Below are 17,256 nucleotides of genomic sequence, written 5' to 3' on the forward strand. Positions count from 1 at the left end.
CCGTGCGCGCCGGCCCCCGGGGTCGCCCCCGGCCGGGCCTGCCGTCCGGCTCGCGTCCGCCCGCTGACCTGCTGCGGGACCCGCCTGCGGAGGCGTGGATTCCGCTGCTGTCCGCGCCGCCGTGGGCGCGGTCGGCCGTTCCGCCGCCCGCTCCCGGGCCGGCTATTCCGCCGCCGCCCGCTCCCGGGCCGGCGTGCGCGAACGCCCGCGCGGCAGGACCCGCAGCGCGTCCCCCATGTCCGCCACCTCGGTCACCTTCATCCCCGCCGGCACCTTCCCCGGGTCCGCCGGGACCAGCGCGTGCGTGAAGCCGAGCCGGTGCGCCTCGGCCAGGCGGCGCTGGACACCGGTCACCCGCCGCACCTCGCCGGCCAGACCGACCTCCCCGATGGCCACCAGGTTCTTCGGCAGGGGCACATCACTGGCCGCCGAGGCCAGCGCCAGCGCGATCGCCAGGTCCGCCGCCGGCTCCGTCAGCTTCACCCCGCCCACGGTCGCGCTGTAGATGTCCCGCTTGCCCAGCGCGGTGATCCGGCCGCGCTGCTCCAGCACCGCCAGCATCATCGAGACGCGCGAGGTCTCCAGACCCGAGGTGGTGCGGCGCGGGGAGGGGATCTGTGAGTCGACGGTGAGCGCCTGCACCTCGGCGACCAGCGGGCGCTTGCCCTCCAGGGTCACGGTCAGGCAGGTGCCCGGCACCGCCTCGGCCCGCCGGGTCAGGAACAGCCCGCTGGGGTCGGCGAGCCCGGTGATGCCCTCGTCGTGCAGCTCGAAGCAGCCGACCTCGTCGGTGGCCCCGTAACGGTTCTTCACGCCGCGCACCAGGCGCAGCCGGGCGTGCCGGTCGCCCTCGAAGCTGAGCACCACGTCCACCAGGTGCTCCAGCAGGCGGGGGCCGGCGATGGCGCCGTCCTTGGTGACGTGGCCGACGAGGAGGGTGGCCATGCCCCGCTCCTTCGAGGCGCGGATCAGCGCGCCGGCGACCTCGCGCACCTGGGCCATGCCGCCGGGCGCGCCGTCGATCTCGGGGGAGGCGATGGTCTGTACGGAGTCCAGGACCAGCAGCGACGGCCGCACCGCGTCGAGGTGGCCCAGCACCGCGGACAGGTCGGTCTCGGCGGCGAGGTAGAGGTGGTCGTTGAGGGCGTTGATCCGGTCGGCCCGCAGCCGCACCTGGCTGGCCGACTCCTCGCCGGTCACGTACAGGGTGCGGTGGTCACCGGTGGCCGCCTTCGAGGCGACGTCCAGCAGCAGCGTCGACTTGCCGACGCCCGGCTCGCCCGCCAGCAGCACCACCGCGCCGGGGACGAGGCCGCCGCCCAGGACCCGGTCCAGCTCGTCCACGCCGGTGCTGCGGGCGGCGGCGGTCCTGCCGTCGACCTGGCCGATGGGCAGCGCGGCCGCGGAGACGCGACCGGCCGCGGTGGTACGTACGGCGGGCGCGCCCATCTCCTCGACGGTCCCCCACGCCTGGCACTCGGGGCACCGGCCGAGCCACTTCGCGGTGGTCCAGCCGCACTCGGAGCAGCGGTAGGACGGCCGGTCCTTGGCGGATGAACGAGATGTACGGGCAGCCATGGCGCCCACCGTAGCCGCCGCCGCCGACAACGCCCGACGCGCTGGGCGCGCGGGCGGCCGCCGGACCACCGGATCCGCGCGCGGCGGGGCCGCGCGTCAGGGCCGCTGTCAGCGGAGTGCCGATCTGTTCACCCTTAAGGGCTAAAACCCCGGAAGGCTTCCGGAGCGTTACCGGCGCGCCGCCTACGGTTCGCCGAGTGAACAGCAGCGACCAGGGAGAGTCCGTATCGCGCACCGGCGCACACCCCGCGCACGGGCGCACGCCCCGAGTGGAATGGGCGGGCCCGGCGGGCGATACGGGTGGTGCGGAGGTTACGCCAGTTGCCGGTGATCCTTCCTATGGGGTAGGAGCGGCGGCAGAAGCGGGTGGTGCCGGTGGTGCGGCCGGTGCAGGTGGTGCGGCCGGTGCCGGTGCGGCTGATACCGCCGGCACCGTCCGGCCCGAGGACCCCGTCCCCGGCGGGGAGCCCCCGCCCCTGCGGCACGAGCCCCATCTGGACGGGCTCTTCACGTACTGCCTGTCGGTCCTGTGCGACCACGACGCCGCCACCGAGGTGCTCGGCGACGTCCTCGCCGTCGCCGAGCGGTACCCCGGCCGATGTCCCGACGAGGGCGACCGGCGGGCCTGGCTCTACGCGCTCGCCCGCTGGGCCTGCCTGCGCCGGCTGGCCGAGCGGCGGCGCGTACGCCAGGGAGCGCATTCCGCCCCGCGCACGCTGGAGCACACGGACCCCGAGCGCGCGCCCCGGGCGCACCGCCCGCTCGACGTGAGCGCCTACCGCCGTACCGAACTCGCCCGGCTCGCCTGGCCCGAGGCCGCCGGGACCACCCCCCAACAGCGCGAGGCCCTCGAACTCTCCGTCCGCCACCGCCTCGGCGTCACCGAACTCGCCGCCGTCCTCGGCACCGCCCCCACCGCCGCCCGGGACCTGCTCTCCGGCGCGGCCTGCGAGGTCGAACGCACCCGCGCCGCCCTCGCCGTCGTCGAGACCGCCAACTGCCCGGCCGTCTCCCGCATCACCGGCGACGACGGCGACGGCCAAGTACTGCTGTCCACCACCCTGCGCGCCGAGCTCGTCCGCCACGTCGACGACTGCCCGCGCTGCCGCCGCGCCGCCGAACGCGTCGGCGCCGCGGCGCCCTGGCCGGGCTCCGGCATCAGCGCCGTCCTGCCCCTGGTCCCCGCGCCCCGCACCGCCGTCCACGCCGCCATGCTGCGCTCCTGCCGGCGCCGCGGCGGCCGCCCCGGCCCGCGCTTCGACCGGACCGGCTTCCCCATGGACCCCAAGGACCGCGCCGCCCGCCGCGAGCGGCTCCGCGCCCGGGCCGTGACCACCACCGTCGTGGCCACCGTCGTCGCCGCGCCCGTACTCGCGCTGTGGGCCGCGTACCGGGGCGCCCCCTCCACCGGCGAGCCCGTCGGCGGCGACGGCAGCCGCGTCTCGGCCAGCGAATCGAAGATCCCGCCCCCCTACGTCGGGGGCCGCCCCTTCACCGGGTACGAGAACACCGGCAACACCACCCACACCACCGGGGAGCCCGGCTTCGCCGCCGGCAGCGCGGCTCCCGACGTCTCCGTCAAGGTCATCAGCGCCGGAAGCCCGGCCGGCCCCGAGGCCGTCGGCCCCGGCCGCCTCACCGTCGCCGCCACCACCCGGGGCGCCACCACCCTGCTCACCCTCACCGCCTCCGGCGGGAACCCCGTCGACTGGCGGCTCTGGTCGGACGCGCCCTGGCTGCGCGCGAGCGAGACGGCGGGCACCCTCGCGCCCGGAGAATCGGTCACCCTCCGGATCACCGTCGACACCGGGGCCCAGCCCGTCGGCGCCTGGACGGCCCGGGTCGGCGTCGATCCCGGCGGGGCGGTGGTCTCCCTCCAGGGCCGCGGCCGCCCCGCGCCCGCCCCCGAGCCGACCCCGCCGGCCCCGGACCCCACCCCGACGCCCACCCCGGACCCCACGCCCACCCCGACCACGCCCGCCCCCGACCCCACGCCGGCCCCGGACCCGACGCCGACCCCGGACCCGACGCCGGCCCCGACGGACACGGCGACCCCGGAACCCCCCTCAGGAGGAACGGTTTCCCCCGACCCGGGGACGCCCGGGGGCTGAGGCCCGGGTCCGGGGCACGGCCGCGGTGCCGCGTACCGGTTCGCGGCGGCCCGGGTCTACGCCGGGTCGGCGGGGTGCGGGGCCACCGGCAGCAGCGAGGCCAGCCGCGCCTCGCACAGCTTCACCAGCTCCTCGTAGGCCTCCTTGCCCATCAGCTCCGTCAGCTCCGCCCGGTACGACTCGTACACCGGCCGGCCGGCACCGTGCGCGGAGGTCGCCGACGTGCACCACCAGTGCAGGTCGTGGCCGCCCGGGCCCCAGCCGCGCCGGTCGTACTCGCCGATCGATACCTGGAGGACCCGGGTGTCGTCCGGCCGGTCGATCCAGTCGTAGGTCCGCCGGATGGGCAGCTGCCAGCACACGTCCGGCTTCGTCTCCAGCGGCTCCTGGCCGCTCCTGAGCGCCAGGATGTGCAGGGAGCAGCCCGCGCCGGCCGGGAAACCGGGCCGGTTCAGGAAGATGCAGGCGCCGTCCCAGCGGCGGGTCTGCTTCTCCCCGTCGTCGTCGAGCTGGGTCCAGCCGGACTCGCTCCCGACGTCGTGGAACTGCCACAGCTCCGGCGTCAGGCGGGCGACGTGCCCGGCGACCCGCTTCTCGTCGTCCTCGTCGGAGAAGTGCGCGCCGAGGGTGCAGCAGCCGTCGGACGCGCGGCCCGCCTGGATGCCCTGGCAGCCGCTGCCGAAGATGCACGTCCAGCGGGAGGTCAGCCAGGTCAGGTCGCAGCGGAAGACCTGCTCCTCGTCGGCCGGATCGGGGAACTCCACCCAGGCGCGGGGGAAATCGAGGCCCTTCTCGTCCGACACCCGGGTCTTCTTCTTGGTCTCGCTCTTGCTGGCCTTCTTCGTATTTGGCACAAGCCCAGCCTAAGCGCCCCTTCCTCCACCGCTCCGCGTCCGGCCCAGTAGCGTTTCCCGTATGAGACTCGGTGTCCTCGATGTGGGTTCGAACACGATCCATCTGCTGGTGGTGGACGCGCACCCCGGCGCGCGCCCGCAGCCCGCGCACTCGCACAAGGTGCAGCTGCGGCTCGCGGAGCTGCTCGACGCGCACGGCGCGGTCAGCCCGGAGGGTGTCGAACGGCTCGTCGCGGCGATCGCCGGCGCGGTGCAGGCCGCCGAGGACAAGGGCTGCGAGGACGTCCTGCCCTTCGCGACCAGCGCGGTGCGCGAGGCCCCGAACGCCGACGCCGTCCTCGCCCGGGTCAAGGCGGAGACCGGCATCGAGCTGACGGTGCTCAGCGGTGAGGACGAGGCCCGGCTGACCTTCCTGGCGGTCCGCCGGTGGTTCGGCTGGTCCGCGGGGAAGCTGCTGGTCCTCGACATCGGCGGGGGCTCGCTGGAGGTCGCGTACGGGATAGACGAGGACCCCGACACGGCCGTGTCCCTCCCGCTGGGCGCGGGCCGCCTCACCTCGGCCTGGCTCCCGGGGGACCCGGCGGACCCGGCGGACGTGAAGGCGCTGCGGCGGCACGTGCGGGCGCGGATCGCGCGGACGGTCGGCGAGTTCAGGCGCTTCGGGTCGCCGGACCACGTGGTGGCGACGTCGAAGACCTTCAAGCAGCTGGCCCGCCTCGCGGGCGCGGCCCGCGAGGCCGACGGGCTGTACGTGCAGCGCGAACTGAGCCGCAAGTCCCTCGAGGAGTGGGTGCCCCGCCTGACGGTGATGACCACGACGGAGCGCGCCGCCCTCCCGGGCGTCTCGGAGGGCCGCGCCGCCCAGCTCCTGGCGGGGGCACTGGTGGCGGAGGCGGCGATGGACCTCTTCGGCGTGGACGAACTGGAAATCTGCCCCTGGGCGCTGCGCGAAGGCGTCATCCTCCGCCGCCTGGACCACCTGCCGTAACCGCCCCGGGGACGGGTCCCCCCGGCGGCGCCGTCAGGCCGTCGCCGCGGCCCACGCCTCCGGGGCGTGGCGGTGGTTGCGGTGGCCCGCCGCGAGGACCGCGCGGAGCGGGGCGAGGTGTTCCGTGGCCGGGGGGAGGGCGAGGCGGTCGAGGAGGGTGAGGGCCGCGGCGGGGTCCAGGTCGCCGTAGAGGTCGTGGTAGCCGGCGCGCAGCGCCCTGAAGAGGGGCTCGTGGAGGGCCGGGAGGCGGGCCGCCGTTTCGTACGCGGGGTGCTTGACCTCCCACGGGACCGGGCCCGAGTCGGCCAGGACGCGGGCGGCGCGGCGCAGGGAGGGCGGCGCGGGGGCGGCCACGATGGCGGCGATGTCGTCGCCCAGGACCTCGGCGAAGGCCGTGGCGGAGGTGGAGCGGTCCTCGAACCAGTCGACCCAGAGCGAGTAGCGCACGGGCTCCGGATCCCGCTCCGCCTCCAGGCGCGTGCGGTAGCCCTCCCAGAGCGGGCCGGCGGGCAGCGGGCCGTCCGGGCCGTCGTGCGCGAAGCCGATCTCGCAGGTGACCCAGTACGCGTCGAGGAGGTCCAGCAGGCCGAAGGCCATCCGTACCGCCGCCGCCCCGTCGAGGTCCTCGTCCACGAAGACCTCGTACGCCCAGGAGTGGGCGATCTCGTCGGCGGTTCGGGGAGCGCCGGGCCTGTCCGGGTCGGTCCAGCCCCCGGGGGTCTGGACGACGCCGCGGTCGGCCAGCCACTGCCGGGCCCGCGCGGTCCCTTCGGTTTCCATCCGAAAAGTATGACGAGAGTGCCGCCGTGTGCGTCCCGCCGGGGAGGCGCCCCGTAATCTGTCACCGTGGCAGATCCACTCCGTATCCCGAGCAGCCGGACCCCGAAGGTCGCCCTGTCCACCGCCTCCGTCTACCCGGAGTCCACGGCGACCGCCTTCGAGATCGCCGCGCGCCTCGGCTACGACGGGGTGGAGGTCATGGTCTGGACGGACCCGGTGAGCCAGGACATCGACGCGCTGCGCCGCCTGTCGGACCACCACCAGGTGCCGGTCCTGGCCGTGCACGCGCCCTGTCTGCTCATCACCCAGCGCGTGTGGTCGACGGATCCGTGGACCAAGCTCCACCGGGCCCGGGCGGCGGCCGAGCGGCTGGGGGCGTCCACCGTCGTGGTGCATCCGCCGTTCCGCTGGCAGCGCCAGTACGCGCGGGACTTCGTGTCCGGGATCTGGCGGATGGCCGACGAGACCGACGTCCGCTTCGCCGTCGAGAACATGTACCCGTGGCGCTACCGGGACCGCGAGATGCTCGCGTACGCGCCCGAGTGGGACGTGACGAAGGACGACTACCGGCACTTCACCGTCGACCTGTCGCACACCGCCACCGCCCGCACCGACGCCTCCGCGATGATCGACCGGATGGGGGACCGGCTGGCCCACGTCCACCTCGCCGACGGCAACGGATCGGCGAAGGACGAGCACCTGGTCCCCGGGCGCGGTACGCAGCCCTGCGCCGAGCTGCTCGCGGGGCTGGCCCGGAGTTCCTTCGACGGGCACGTGGTGATCGAGGTGAACACCCGGCGCGCCATGTCCTCCGCGGAGCGGGAGGCGGACCTCGCGGAGGCGCTGGCCTTCACGCGTGCGCACCTCGCGAAGCCGGCCGGCCGCCGGTGACGGAGCCCGCGAAGCGGCGGCGCGGCCCCGGCCGGCCGCGCCAGGACGAGGCGGACGAGGGCCCCGGTACGCAGGAGCGCATCCGCCTCGCCGCCCGCGAGGTGTTCGCGGAGCGCGGGTACGACAAGACGTCCGTGCGCGGCGTCGCGAAGGTCGCGGGGGTGGACCCGGCGCTGGTGCACCACTACTTCGGCAGCAAGGACGACCTCTTCGCCGCTGCCATCGAGGTGAGCCTGGAGCCGGCCCTGGTGGTTCCGGCCATTCTCGGGGAGGGCCCCGACGGCATCGGGGAGCGGCTGGTCCGCTATTTCCTGGGGGTGTGGGAGAACCCGGTCACCCGGGTGCCGCTGCTGGCCGTGATCCGGTCGGCGCTCACGCACGACGCCGCCGCGAAGGTGCTGCGCACGCTGGTGCTGCGCCGCGTGCTGGAGCGGATCGCCGCCGACCTCGACGTCCCGGATCCGACGTTCCGCGCCGAGCTGGCCGCCTCGCACATGGTCGGGATCGCGATCCTGCGGTACGTGGTCCAGGTGGAGCCGCTCGCGTCGGCGGACGCGGAGGACATCGTGGCCCTCGTCGCTCCCACCCTCCAGCGCTACCTGACCGAGGAATGACCCCCGCGTCCCGGCATCCGGACGAGGTGTCCGGATCGCGGGCGGTGGGCGTAGCCTCGTAACCGAGCCATATCCGCAGTCGCGGCTGACCGTACAGCCGCACTCATGGGGAGTGAAACCGCATGCCCGAGCTGAGGTCCCGCACCGTCACCCACGGCCGCAACATGGCAGGCGCTCGTGCGCTGATGCGCGCGTCGGGCGTAGCGAGCGAGGACATCGGCAAGCCGATCATCGCGGTCGCCAACTCCTTCACCGAGTTCGTCCCCGGTCACACCCACCTGGCGCCGGTCGGCCGCATCGTCTCGGACGCCATCCGCGCCGCCGGTGCGATCCCGCGCGAGTTCAACACGATCGCGGTCGACGACGGCATCGCCATGGGCCACGCGGGCATGCTGTACTCCCTGCCCTCGCGCGACCTGATCGCGGACAGCGTGGAGTACATGGTCGAGGCGCACTGCGCCGACGCCCTGATCTGCATCTCCAACTGCGACAAGATCACCCCCGGGATGCTGATGGCCGCCATGCGCCTCAACATCCCGGTGGTCTTCGTCTCCGGCGGTCCGATGGAGGCCGGGCAGGCCACTCTGGTGGACGGCACCGTCCGCAAGCTGGACCTGATCGACGCCATGGTCGACGCCTCCAACGAGAACGTGTCGGACGAGGACGTCCTGCGCATCGAGGAGAACGCCTGTCCGACGTGCGGTTCGTGTTCGGGCATGTTCACCGCCAACTCGATGAACTGCCTGGCCGAGGCCATCGGCCTGGCCCTGCCCGGCAACGGCTCCGTCCTCGCCACGCACACCGCCCGCCGCGCCCTGTACGAGGACGCCGGCCGCACGGTCGTGGAGATCACCAAGCGCTACTACGAGGACGGCGACGAGTCGGTCCTGCCGCGCAGCATCGCCTCCCGCGAGGCCTTCGAGAACGCCATGGCCCTGGACATCGCCATGGGCGGCTCGACCAACACGATCCTGCACCTGCTGGCCGCCGCGCAGGAGGCGGGTCTGGAGTACGACCTGACGGACATCGACGCCGTCTCGCGCCGCGTCCCGTGCCTGGCCAAGGTCGCCCCGAACGTCGCGCCCGGCGGCACGTACTACATGGAGGACATCCACCGCGCCGGCGGCATCCCCGCCATCCTCGGCGAGCTGCACCGCGGCGGGCTCCTCAACAAGGACGTCACCACCGTCCACTCCAAGGGCCTGGAGGACTGGCTCGCGAAGTGGGACGCCCGCTCCGGCACGGCGTCCGAGGAGGCGATGGAGCTGTGGCACGCGGCCCCCGGCTGCAAGCGCTCCGCCACCGCCTTCTCCCAGTCCGAGCGCTGGGACACCCTCGACCTGGACGCCGAGGGCGGCTGCATCCGCTCCGTGCAGCACGCGTACTCCAAGGACGGCGGCCTCGCCGTCCTGCGCGGCAACATCGCGGTCGACGGCTGCGTCGTGAAGACGGCCGGTGTCGACGAGTCGATCTGGACCTTCGAGGGCCCGGCGGTCGTCTGCGAGTCGCAGGACGAGGCCGTCGAGAAGATCCTGACGAAGCAGGTCCAGCCGGGAGACGTCGTCGTCATCCGTTACGAGGGCCCGCGCGGCGGCCCCGGCATGCAGGAGATGCTCTACCCGACCTCCTTCCTCAAGGGCCGCGGCCTCGGCAAGGTCTGCGCCCTGGTGACGGACGGCCGCTTCTCCGGCGGCACCTCGGGCCTGTCCATCGGCCACGCCTCCCCGGAGGCGGCCTCCGGCGGTGACATCGCGGTCGTCGAGGACGGCGACCGGATCCGCATCGACATCCCGAACCGGTCGATCGAGCTGCTGGTCTCCGCCGAGGAGCTGGCCGCCCGGCACGCGGCCCTCGGCGGCGTGTACGCCCCGAAGACCCGTGAGCGCACCGTCTCGGCCGCCCTGCGCGCCTACGCGGCGATGGCCACCAGCGCCGACAAGGGCGCGGTCCGCGACGTGTCGAAGCTGGGCTGAGTACTCCGGGCCCCGCCGGTGTGGTTCACCACCCGGCGGGGTTCCGCGCGTCCACGGCGAAGACGGTGCCGTCGGGGGCGGACGCGTAGACGTGGCCGCCGGTGACGACGGGGGCGGGGAGGGTGGCGCTGAAGGTGCCCTGGGCCGCCATGCGCGGCCTGGTCTGCCCCACGAGCCGCCCGGCCGCCGCGTCCACGGCCAGCAGCCGGCCGTCCCCGGTCATCAGGAAGACCCGCCCGTCCGAGACGACGGGCCCGGAGCCGCTGGCCGCCCCGGTTTCCAGCCGCCAGAGCTCCCTTTCCGCGCCGACCGCCACGAGCGCCCCGCCGCTGCCGAAGGCGTAGACGGTCCCCTCCGGTCCCACGGTCGCCTCCGCGTCGAACAGCGGTGCGGGCAGCTGGGTCCGGCGGACGGTCCGGGCCGCCACGTCGACCCTGACGATGCCGGCGGTCCTGGCCCCCGCGTCGCTGTCCAGCAGCTGTACCGCACCCTGCGCCACGCCGACGGGCCGCAGCTTTCCCGAGGCCCGCGTCTGCCAGCGCACCGCTCCCGTCACCGGGTCGACCTCGGCGAGCTGCGTCGATCCGCCGTCGAGGGCCGCGGTCGCCACGTACAGTACGGGCGCCCCCGCCGCCCCCGGGCCGCCCCACCACACGGACCCGGCGTCACCGATCCTCCGCGTCCAGCGCGGCGTGCCGCTCGCGGCGTCGAGGGCGGTGACGTTGCCGTTCGCGGTCACGGTGAGCGCGTACGGGCCCGCGGTCACCACGCGCGTGCCGCCGGACAGCTTCCGCTGCCAGCGTTCCGTGCCCGTGGCGGGGTCCAGTGCCTGGAGCCGCTCGCTGCCGGGTGCCGTCACGAGGACCAGCCCACCCGCGTGGAGCGGAGCACCGGCGGACGTCAGGCCGTGGCCGGGGGCGTTCGCGCGGACCGTCCACGCCGTCGAGCCGTCCGCGGGGTCGAGGCGGGTGGCGGCCACGCCGCGCCCGGAGCAGTACAGTCCGCCGGCCTCCGCCGAGCAGGACACCGCCGGGGTGCCCGGTGCGGTCGACCAGGGGGAGAAGCCCTTGCCCGGCTTCCCCGAGGCATGGGAGACCGGCTGCTCCGGCGCCCCGGTGCCGGGCGCCCACCACAGGTAGCCGCCGACCGCCCCCGCGGCGAGCAGCACCCCGAGCCCGGCCGCCGTCAGCACCCGCCCGCGGCGGCGGGGAGGCGTCCGGTCCGTCGGGATCCGCTGCCGCAGGTGGGTGGCCTCCTCCTCCTCCTCCTCCTCCGCCGCCTTCGGCCGGCGCGGCCGCGGGATGAAGGCCTGGGTGTCCTCGGACGTCGGGTACGCGACGGCGCGCATCTCGGCGATCAGCGCCTCGGCGGTCGGCCGCTCCGCCGGATCCTTCGCCAGGCACCGCGCCACGATCGGCACGAGCCGGGCGGGCAGCCCGGTCAGATCGGGCTCGCTGTGCACGACCTGGTACGCCACGAGGTAGTGGCTGTCGGAGTCGAAGGGCCCGCGCCCGGTCGCCGCGTGCACCAGCACCGCGCCCAGCGCGAACACGTCCGCGGCCGTCCCCACCTCCCTCGGCCGCTGGAACTGCTCCGGCGCCATGAACGGCGGAGTCCCGATCAGCTTGCCGGTCTCGGTGCGCAGGTCGCTGTCGGCCGGGCGCGAGATGCCGAAGTCGATGACCCGGACCCCGTCCGGGGCCATCAGCACGTTGCTCGGTTTCAGGTCCCGGTGCACCACACCGGCCCGGTGGATGTCCCGCAGGGCCTCCGCCAGCCCGGCGGCGAGCCGGGTCAGCTCGACGGGGTCGAGCACGCGTTCCCGTACCCGCTCGGACAGGGTCGGGGCGTCGATGAACAGGGTGGCCATCCAGGGCCGCTCGGCATCGGGGTCGGCGTCCACGACGGGCGCGGTGAAGGCGCCGCTCACCCTCCGCGCGGCCGCGACCTCCTGCCGGAACCGCGCCCGGAACTCCGCGTCCACGGCGTGCTGGGCGTGGACGACCTTGACGGCGCGTTTCAGCCCGGAGCTGGAGGTGGCCAGATGGACGACGCCCATGCCGCCGGAGCCGAGCACGGATTCGAGCCGGTACTGCCCGGCGTACTCCGGAAACCCGGCGTAGTCCGCGTGCAGTGACTGCACCGCTCACCACCCCCGCCGGAGCCTAGTCGATGCCCCGTGCGACCATCCAAGGGCTTGCTACCCTGCGCGCGTCGCGCAGAGCAACACCCACGGGGGGAGTTCTCACATGTCCACTGACAACGTTTCCAGCCAGGCGCAGAGCCTCGCGGCCGCCGACTCGGGTTTCCAGTCCTACCCGACCGCGCCCGGCTACCGGGTCAACATCCGCAGCGGCCCCGGCACCAACTACCCGATCATCGACGCGGTACCCGTCGGCGGTTACGTCACGATCCGCTGCCAGTGCCCCGGCACCACCGTCTCGGGCCCGTACGGCACCACGGACCTGTGGGACTGCGTCGGCAACGGCCGCTTCGTCTCCGACGCCTACGTGCGGACCGGCGCCGACGGCTACGTCGCCGGCCGCTGCGGCTGACCGCGTCACCGCTTCGCCGGCGGGGGCACCCCCGGCGGGTCCGCCCGCCGGCGGGGGTCCCCCCGAGCGGTGGCCGGGGGGAGATAATCGCTGCTGTGAGCGACGCAGAGCAGCGAGACGAGACCACCCCCGCCGCGCCGGCCCCCGGGCCGCGGCCCGAGCCGATCCGGTTCTTCGGCACCTCCTGGGTGGACCACGACAACGGCTACGCCCTGCGCCGCGCCGGCGTGGCCGCCGGCTCGCTCGCCGCCGCCGTCATCGGCGCCTTCCTCCTGCGCTTCGCCTACGAGGGCCTGGAGATCGGCGACGTCGGCCCCTTCCTCAGCATCTCCGTCGTCGTCCTCTTCGCGATCGCCAGCGCCATCTCCTTCGCCAAGACCTGGGAGTCCTTCGGCCGCCGCCCCCGGCCGTCGTCCGACGAGGCCGCCCTCAAGGGCCTCAAGACGATCGGCTTCATCGGCTCGCTCGCCGCCTACTTCCTGCGCAGCCTGACCGAGGCCCCCGGCGAGAAGCTCCGCCGTGCCGAGTACGAGCGTGCCGTGGCCGAATTCGCCCGCCGCCGCGGCGCCCGTACGGGCAACCCGGCCGCCCGCCGCCCCAAGCGCAAGAAGTAGCGCGCCTTCCGCCGCTTCCCGAACCCGTGGTCCATTGACGCCCGGCACAGCCGGGAGCATTATTCATCACATGATGAATAACCAGCCGGAGGAACCCCCTCCCGCCGTCCACGCCCACGGCCTCACCGTCCGGCGCGGCACCGGACGCCACCCCCGCACCGTCCTCGACGGCATCGCCTTCACCGTCCCCCGCGGCCGCATCACCGGCCTCCTCGGCCCCTCCGGCTGCGGCAAATCCACCCTCATGCGCGCCGTCGTCGGCACCCAGGCCCACGTCAGCGGCACCCTCGACGTCCTCGGCCACCCCGCCGGCCACCCCGGCCTCCGCTCCCGCATCGGCTACGTCACCCAGGCGCCCTCCGTCTACGACGACCTCACCGTCCGCCAGAACCTCGACTACTTCGCCGCCGTCCTCGACCCCGGCCGCACCGCCGCCGACCGCCGCCGCGCCGCCGTCGAACGGGCCATCACCGACGTCGACCTCACCAGCCGCGCCACCGCCCTCGCCGGCGACCTCTCCGGCGGCCAGCGCAGCCGCGTCTCCCTCGCCGTGGCCCTCCTCGGCACACCCGAACTGCTCGTCCTCGACGAACCCACCGTCGGCCTCGACCCCGTCCTGCGCCGCGACCTGTGGAACCTCTTCCACGACCTCACCGCCCGCCGCCGCGCCACGATCCTCGTCTCCTCCCACGTCATGGACGAGGCCGAGCGCTGCCACGACCTGCTCCTGATGCGCGAGGGCCGCGTCCTCGCCCAGGACACCCCCCAAGCCCTGCGCACCCGCACCCGCACCGCCACCGTCGAGGAAGGCTTCCTCCGCCTCGTCGACGAAGCCGGCGCACTCGCGAAGGAGAACCGGCGATGAACCGCGCCCGCACCCTCGCCACCGCCGCCCGCGTCCTGCGCCAGCTCCGCCACGACCCGCGCTCCATCGCGCTGATGCTGCTGGTCCCCGTACTGATGCTCACCCTGCTGCGCTACGTCTTCGACGGCAGCCCCCGCACCTTCGACAGCATCGGCGCGTCCCTCCTCGGGATCTTCCCCCTCATCACGATGTTCCTCGTGACCTCGATCGCGACCCTCCGCGAACGCACCTCCGGCACCCTCGAACGCCTCCTCGCCATGCCGCTCGGCAAGGCCGACCTCATCGCCGGCTACGCCCTCGCCTTCGGCGCCGTCGCGGTCGTCCAGTCCCTCCTCGCCACCGGCCTCGCGCTCTGGCTCCTCGGCCTCGACGTCATCGGCTCCCCCTGGCTGCTCCTGCTCGTCGCCCTCCTGGACGCCCTCCTCGGCACCGCCCTCGGCCTCTTCGTCTCCGCCTTCGCCGCGTCCGAGTTCCAGGCCGTCCAGTTCATGCCGGCCGTGATCTTCCCGCAGCTGCTCCTGTGCGGCCTCTTCACCCCGCGCGACACCATGCACCCCGTCCTCGAAGCCATCTCGGACGTCCTGCCCATGTCCTACGCCGTCGACGGCATGACCCAGGTCCTCACCCACACCGACATGACCGCCGGCTTCGTCCGCGACGCCGTCGTCGTCGCCGCCTGCGCGCTGCTCGTCCTCACCCTCGGCGCCGCCACCCTCCGCCGCAGGACCCCGTAGCCCGCCCCCGGCGCCCACGGACCGGACACCCGCCCCGGCCGCACCCTCCCGGTGCGAGGATGAGCCCGTACGTCCCACGTTCGTTCGGCGAGGTGAATCGGGCATGACCCAGACAGTCGCAGTCCTCGGTACCGGCAAGATCGGCGAGGCCCTGCTCAGCGGGATGATCCGGGGCGGCTGGCCGGCCGCCAAACTGCTCGTCACCGCCCGCCGGCCCGAGCGCGCCGAGGAACTCCGCACCCGCTACGGCGTCGAGGCCGTCACCAACGCCGAAGCCGCCAAGCGCGCCGACACCCTCATCCTCACCGTCAAGCCGCAGGACATGGGCAAGCTCCTCGAAGAGCTCGCCCCGCACGTCCCCGCCGACCGCCTGGTCATCAGCGGGGCCGCCGGCGTCCCCACCGCCTTCTTCGAGGAACGGCTCGCCCCCGGCACCCCCGTCGTCCGCGTCATGACGAACACCCCCGCCCTCGTCGACGAGGCCATGTCCGTCATCTCGGCCGGCAGCCACGCCACCGCCGCCCACCTCCAGCACGCCGAGGAGATCTTCGGCAGCGTCGGCAAGACCCTGCGCGTCCCCGAGTCCCAGCAGGACGCCGCGACCGCCCTCTCCGGCTCCGGACCCGCGTACTTCTACTTCCTCGTCGAGGCCATGACCGACGCGGGCATCCTCCTCGGCCTGCCCCGCGCCCAGGCCCACGACCTCATCGTCCAGGCCGCCATCGGCGCCGCCGTCATGCTCCGCGACAGCGGCGAGCACCCGGTCAAGCTCCGCGAAGCCGTCACCTCCCCCGCCGGTACGACGATCAACGCCATCGTGGAGCTGGAGAAGCACGGAGTACGCGCGGCCCTGATCGCCGCCCTCGAAGCGGCCCGCGACCGCAGCCGCGAACTCGCCACCGGCAACAGCTGACCCACGAAGGCACGGCGGCCCCGGTACGGCGGGGCCGCCGTCCCCCTCACGCTTCAGGGCGCCAGCAGCCCGATGGCCTCGTAGGCCCGGTCCACCACCGGCCGCGCGAGGGCCCGCGCCCGCCCCGCCCCCTCGCGCAGGACCCGCTCCACCGCGCCCGGATCGGCCGCCAGCTCGGCGTGCCGCTTCCGCAGCGGCCGAAGCAGCTCCACCACCGCCTCGGCGACGTCCCGCTTCAGCGGCCCGTACTGCTCGTACCCCCCGGCCAGTTCCTGCGGATCCCCGCCCGTGCAGGCGGCCAGGAGGTCCAGCAGGTTGGCCACCCCGGGCCGCGCCGCCCGGTCGTAGACCACCCCGCCGTCGCCGCTGTCGGTCACGGCCCGCATCACCTTCCTGGTGATCACCGCCGGCTCGTCCAGCAGATAGACGATCCCGGCGCCGTTCTCACTGGACTTCCCCATCTTCGAGGTGGGGTCCTGGAGGTCCATGACCCGCGCGCCCACGGCGGGCAGCGTCACCCTGGGTACGGTGAAGGTCTGCCCGTACCGCTGGTTGAACCGCACCGCCAGATCCCGCGTCAGCTCCACGTGCTGCCGCTGGTCCTCGCCCACCGGCACCTCCTCCGCCGCGTAGGCGAGGATGTCGGCGGCCATCAGCACCGGATACGTCAGCAGCGACAGCCGTACGCCCTGACCGGACGCCTCTGCCTTCGCCGCCTTCTCCCGGTACTGGATCATCCGCCGGAGCTCCCCGTCGGCGGCGGTGCACTCCAGCAGGTAGGACAGCCGGGTGTGCTCGCTGACGTGGCTCTGCACGAAGAGGGTGCACCGCTGCGGATCCAGCCCGGCGGCGAGGAACAGCGTCGCGGCCTGCCGGGTGAGGCGCCGCACCCGCGCGGGATCGTGCTCCACGGTGAGCGCGTGCAGGTCCACGACGCAGAACAGGGCGTCCGCGGGCGCGTGCTCGGCCGCGACCCACTGCCGCAGGGCCCCGAGGTAGTTGCCCAGCGTCAGGTGCCCGGACGGGGTGATCCCGCTGAAGATCCTCGTCATGTCTGCTGCTCTCCCTGTGAGTGGTGGTGTGGCCTCGCGGTCACCGCGCCGGGCGACCGAGCCGCTCCCGGGAGGGGAGAAACAGAAACGGCCGCCGTAGCGGCGGCCGTGAGCGCATGCGTGCTCGTGTGGAAGGTCGGCCGCCGTCAGGCGGCCCACCAGCGGAGGCTGAGCGTGAGCGCATGCGTAGTCATGGGAGCCAGCGTAGCCCTCGTGGGGTGAGGCGCGCGGGAAGTTCGCCGACCGGTCGTCCGCCGGTCAGCCGGGAGTTGACACGCGTGTGCCTGATCCGTAAGGTTCTTCGAGTTGTCCGACGTGAGCGCCGACCCCGGTCGGTCCCCGGACAGCCATCCCGCACTACACATTCGAACGAACGACGCACTCCGTCGTCCCGTTTTCATGCGTATTTGCGAATGAGGAATCCGCGTTCCAGGACGCAGCCGCCGATTGGCTTCGGGGGCAAGGAATCCGCTACTGTCTCACTCGCCGGAAGGGCCCAACAGCCCGGAAGGCAAAACCCGCTGACTGGGAGTCAGGCCCGAAAGGATCTGATAGAGTCGGAACCGCCGGAAAGGAAAAGCGCGAAAGCGCAGGACCTGGAAAGCAAGCGAGAAAGACTCTGATAGAGTCGGAAACGCAAGAACGAAAGCCCGGAGGAAAGCCCGAGAGGGTGAGTACAAAGGAAGCGTCCGTTCCTTGAGAACTCAACAGCGTGCCAAAAATCAACGCCAGAA

15 protein-coding genes are annotated in these 17,256 nt (G+C 73.9%); 10 read left to right on the forward strand and 5 right to left on the reverse strand.

What is annotated here, in order from left to right; genetic code table 11:
- Positions 1 to 162: 162 nt before the first annotated feature.
- The gene (gene radA / locus ACZ51S_RS33385) at positions 163 to 1,578 is read right to left on the reverse strand and encodes a DNA repair protein RadA (protein WP_388944863.1); all 1,416 of its coding nucleotides are present in this window, start codon (positions 1,576 to 1,578) and stop codon (positions 163 to 165) included.
- 554 nt (positions 1,579 to 2,132) lie between these two features.
- On the opposite strand from radA, the gene ACZ51S_RS33390 reads away from it, so the two are divergent.
- Positions 2,133 to 3,689, forward strand: coding sequence for a BACON domain-containing protein (locus tag ACZ51S_RS33390; RefSeq protein ID WP_468963017.1), 1,557 nt, complete (start codon positions 2,133 to 2,135; stop codon positions 3,687 to 3,689).
- Positions 3,690 to 3,745: 56 nt separating this feature from the next.
- Here the strand turns inward: ACZ51S_RS33390 and ACZ51S_RS33395 are convergent, their stop codons facing one another.
- Positions 3,746 to 4,543, reverse strand: a complete 798-nt coding sequence (locus ACZ51S_RS33395; RefSeq protein WP_468963018.1) for a DUF3109 family protein — start codon at positions 4,541 to 4,543, stop codon at positions 3,746 to 3,748.
- A 61-nt stretch (positions 4,544 to 4,604) separates the two neighbouring features.
- Here ACZ51S_RS33395 and ACZ51S_RS33400 point away from each other — a divergent pair, with 61 nt between their 5' ends.
- The gene (locus ACZ51S_RS33400) at positions 4,605 to 5,531 is read left to right on the forward strand and encodes a Ppx/GppA family phosphatase (protein ID WP_468479438.1); all 927 of its coding nucleotides are present in this window, start codon (positions 4,605 to 4,607) and stop codon (positions 5,529 to 5,531) included.
- 33 nt (positions 5,532 to 5,564) lie between these two features.
- On the opposite strand, the gene ACZ51S_RS33405 is transcribed toward ACZ51S_RS33400, so the two are convergent.
- Positions 5,565 to 6,311: a hypothetical protein gene (locus ACZ51S_RS33405; RefSeq protein WP_468804166.1), complete on the reverse strand. Its 747-nt coding sequence runs from the start codon at positions 6,309 to 6,311 to the stop codon at positions 5,565 to 5,567.
- Positions 6,312 to 6,377: 66 nt separating this feature from the next.
- Here ACZ51S_RS33405 and ACZ51S_RS33410 point away from each other — a divergent pair, with 66 nt between their 5' ends.
- From ACZ51S_RS33410 to ilvD, 3 genes are all read left to right on the forward strand, one after another.
- A complete protein-coding gene (locus ACZ51S_RS33410; RefSeq protein WP_467896110.1) occupies positions 6,378 to 7,202 on the forward strand; it encodes a sugar phosphate isomerase/epimerase family protein in 825 nt (274 codons plus the stop codon).
- A complete protein-coding gene (locus ACZ51S_RS33415; protein ID WP_388944876.1) occupies positions 7,199 to 7,816 on the forward strand; it encodes a TetR/AcrR family transcriptional regulator in 618 nt (205 codons plus the stop codon). Before ACZ51S_RS33410 ends, ACZ51S_RS33415 begins: the two co-directional genes overlap by 4 nt.
- A gap of 122 nt (positions 7,817 to 7,938) precedes the next feature.
- Positions 7,939 to 9,789 (forward strand): dihydroxy-acid dehydratase, encoded by a 1,851-nt coding sequence (gene ilvD, locus ACZ51S_RS33420; RefSeq protein ID WP_468479435.1) that lies wholly within the window; start codon positions 7,939 to 7,941, stop codon positions 9,787 to 9,789.
- A gap of 25 nt (positions 9,790 to 9,814) precedes the next feature.
- Here the strand turns inward: ilvD and ACZ51S_RS33425 are convergent, their stop codons facing one another.
- Positions 9,815 to 11,932, reverse strand: coding sequence for a serine/threonine-protein kinase (locus tag ACZ51S_RS33425; protein ID WP_468963020.1), 2,118 nt, complete (start codon positions 11,930 to 11,932; stop codon positions 9,815 to 9,817).
- Positions 11,933 to 12,038: 106 nt separating this feature from the next.
- Between ACZ51S_RS33425 and ACZ51S_RS33430 the strand changes: the two genes are divergently transcribed.
- The 5 genes from ACZ51S_RS33430 (at position 12,039) to proC (ending at position 15,470) form a co-directional block, all read left to right on the forward strand.
- Positions 12,039 to 12,344 (forward strand): peptidase, encoded by a 306-nt coding sequence (locus tag ACZ51S_RS33430; RefSeq protein ID WP_468480154.1) that lies wholly within the window; start codon positions 12,039 to 12,041, stop codon positions 12,342 to 12,344.
- A 95-nt stretch (positions 12,345 to 12,439) separates the two neighbouring features.
- The gene (locus ACZ51S_RS33435; protein ID WP_388944887.1) at positions 12,440 to 12,958 is read left to right on the forward strand and encodes a hypothetical protein; all 519 of its coding nucleotides are present in this window, start codon (positions 12,440 to 12,442) and stop codon (positions 12,956 to 12,958) included.
- Between the two features lie 70 nt (positions 12,959 to 13,028).
- On the forward strand, positions 13,029 to 13,823 hold the full coding sequence (locus tag ACZ51S_RS33440) for an ABC transporter ATP-binding protein (RefSeq protein ID WP_468804164.1): 795 nt from the start codon (positions 13,029 to 13,031) through the stop codon (positions 13,821 to 13,823).
- Positions 13,820 to 14,557 (forward strand): ABC transporter permease, encoded by a 738-nt coding sequence (locus ACZ51S_RS33445; protein WP_468480156.1) that lies wholly within the window; start codon positions 13,820 to 13,822, stop codon positions 14,555 to 14,557. The genes ACZ51S_RS33440 and ACZ51S_RS33445 overlap by 4 nt, the downstream gene beginning before the upstream one ends.
- Positions 14,558 to 14,660: 103 nt before the next feature.
- On the forward strand, positions 14,661 to 15,470 hold the full coding sequence (gene proC / locus ACZ51S_RS33450) for a pyrroline-5-carboxylate reductase (RefSeq protein ID WP_388944895.1): 810 nt from the start codon (positions 14,661 to 14,663) through the stop codon (positions 15,468 to 15,470).
- Between the two features lie 53 nt (positions 15,471 to 15,523).
- Here the strand turns inward: proC and trpS are convergent, their stop codons facing one another.
- Entirely contained in the window at positions 15,524 to 16,522 is a 999-nt protein-coding gene (trpS, locus tag ACZ51S_RS33455; protein WP_468963022.1) for a tryptophan--tRNA ligase, read from the reverse strand.
- Positions 16,523 to 17,256 lie beyond the last annotated feature (734 nt).

Source organism: Streptomyces sp. NPDC034043 (genome assembly GCF_055575675.1).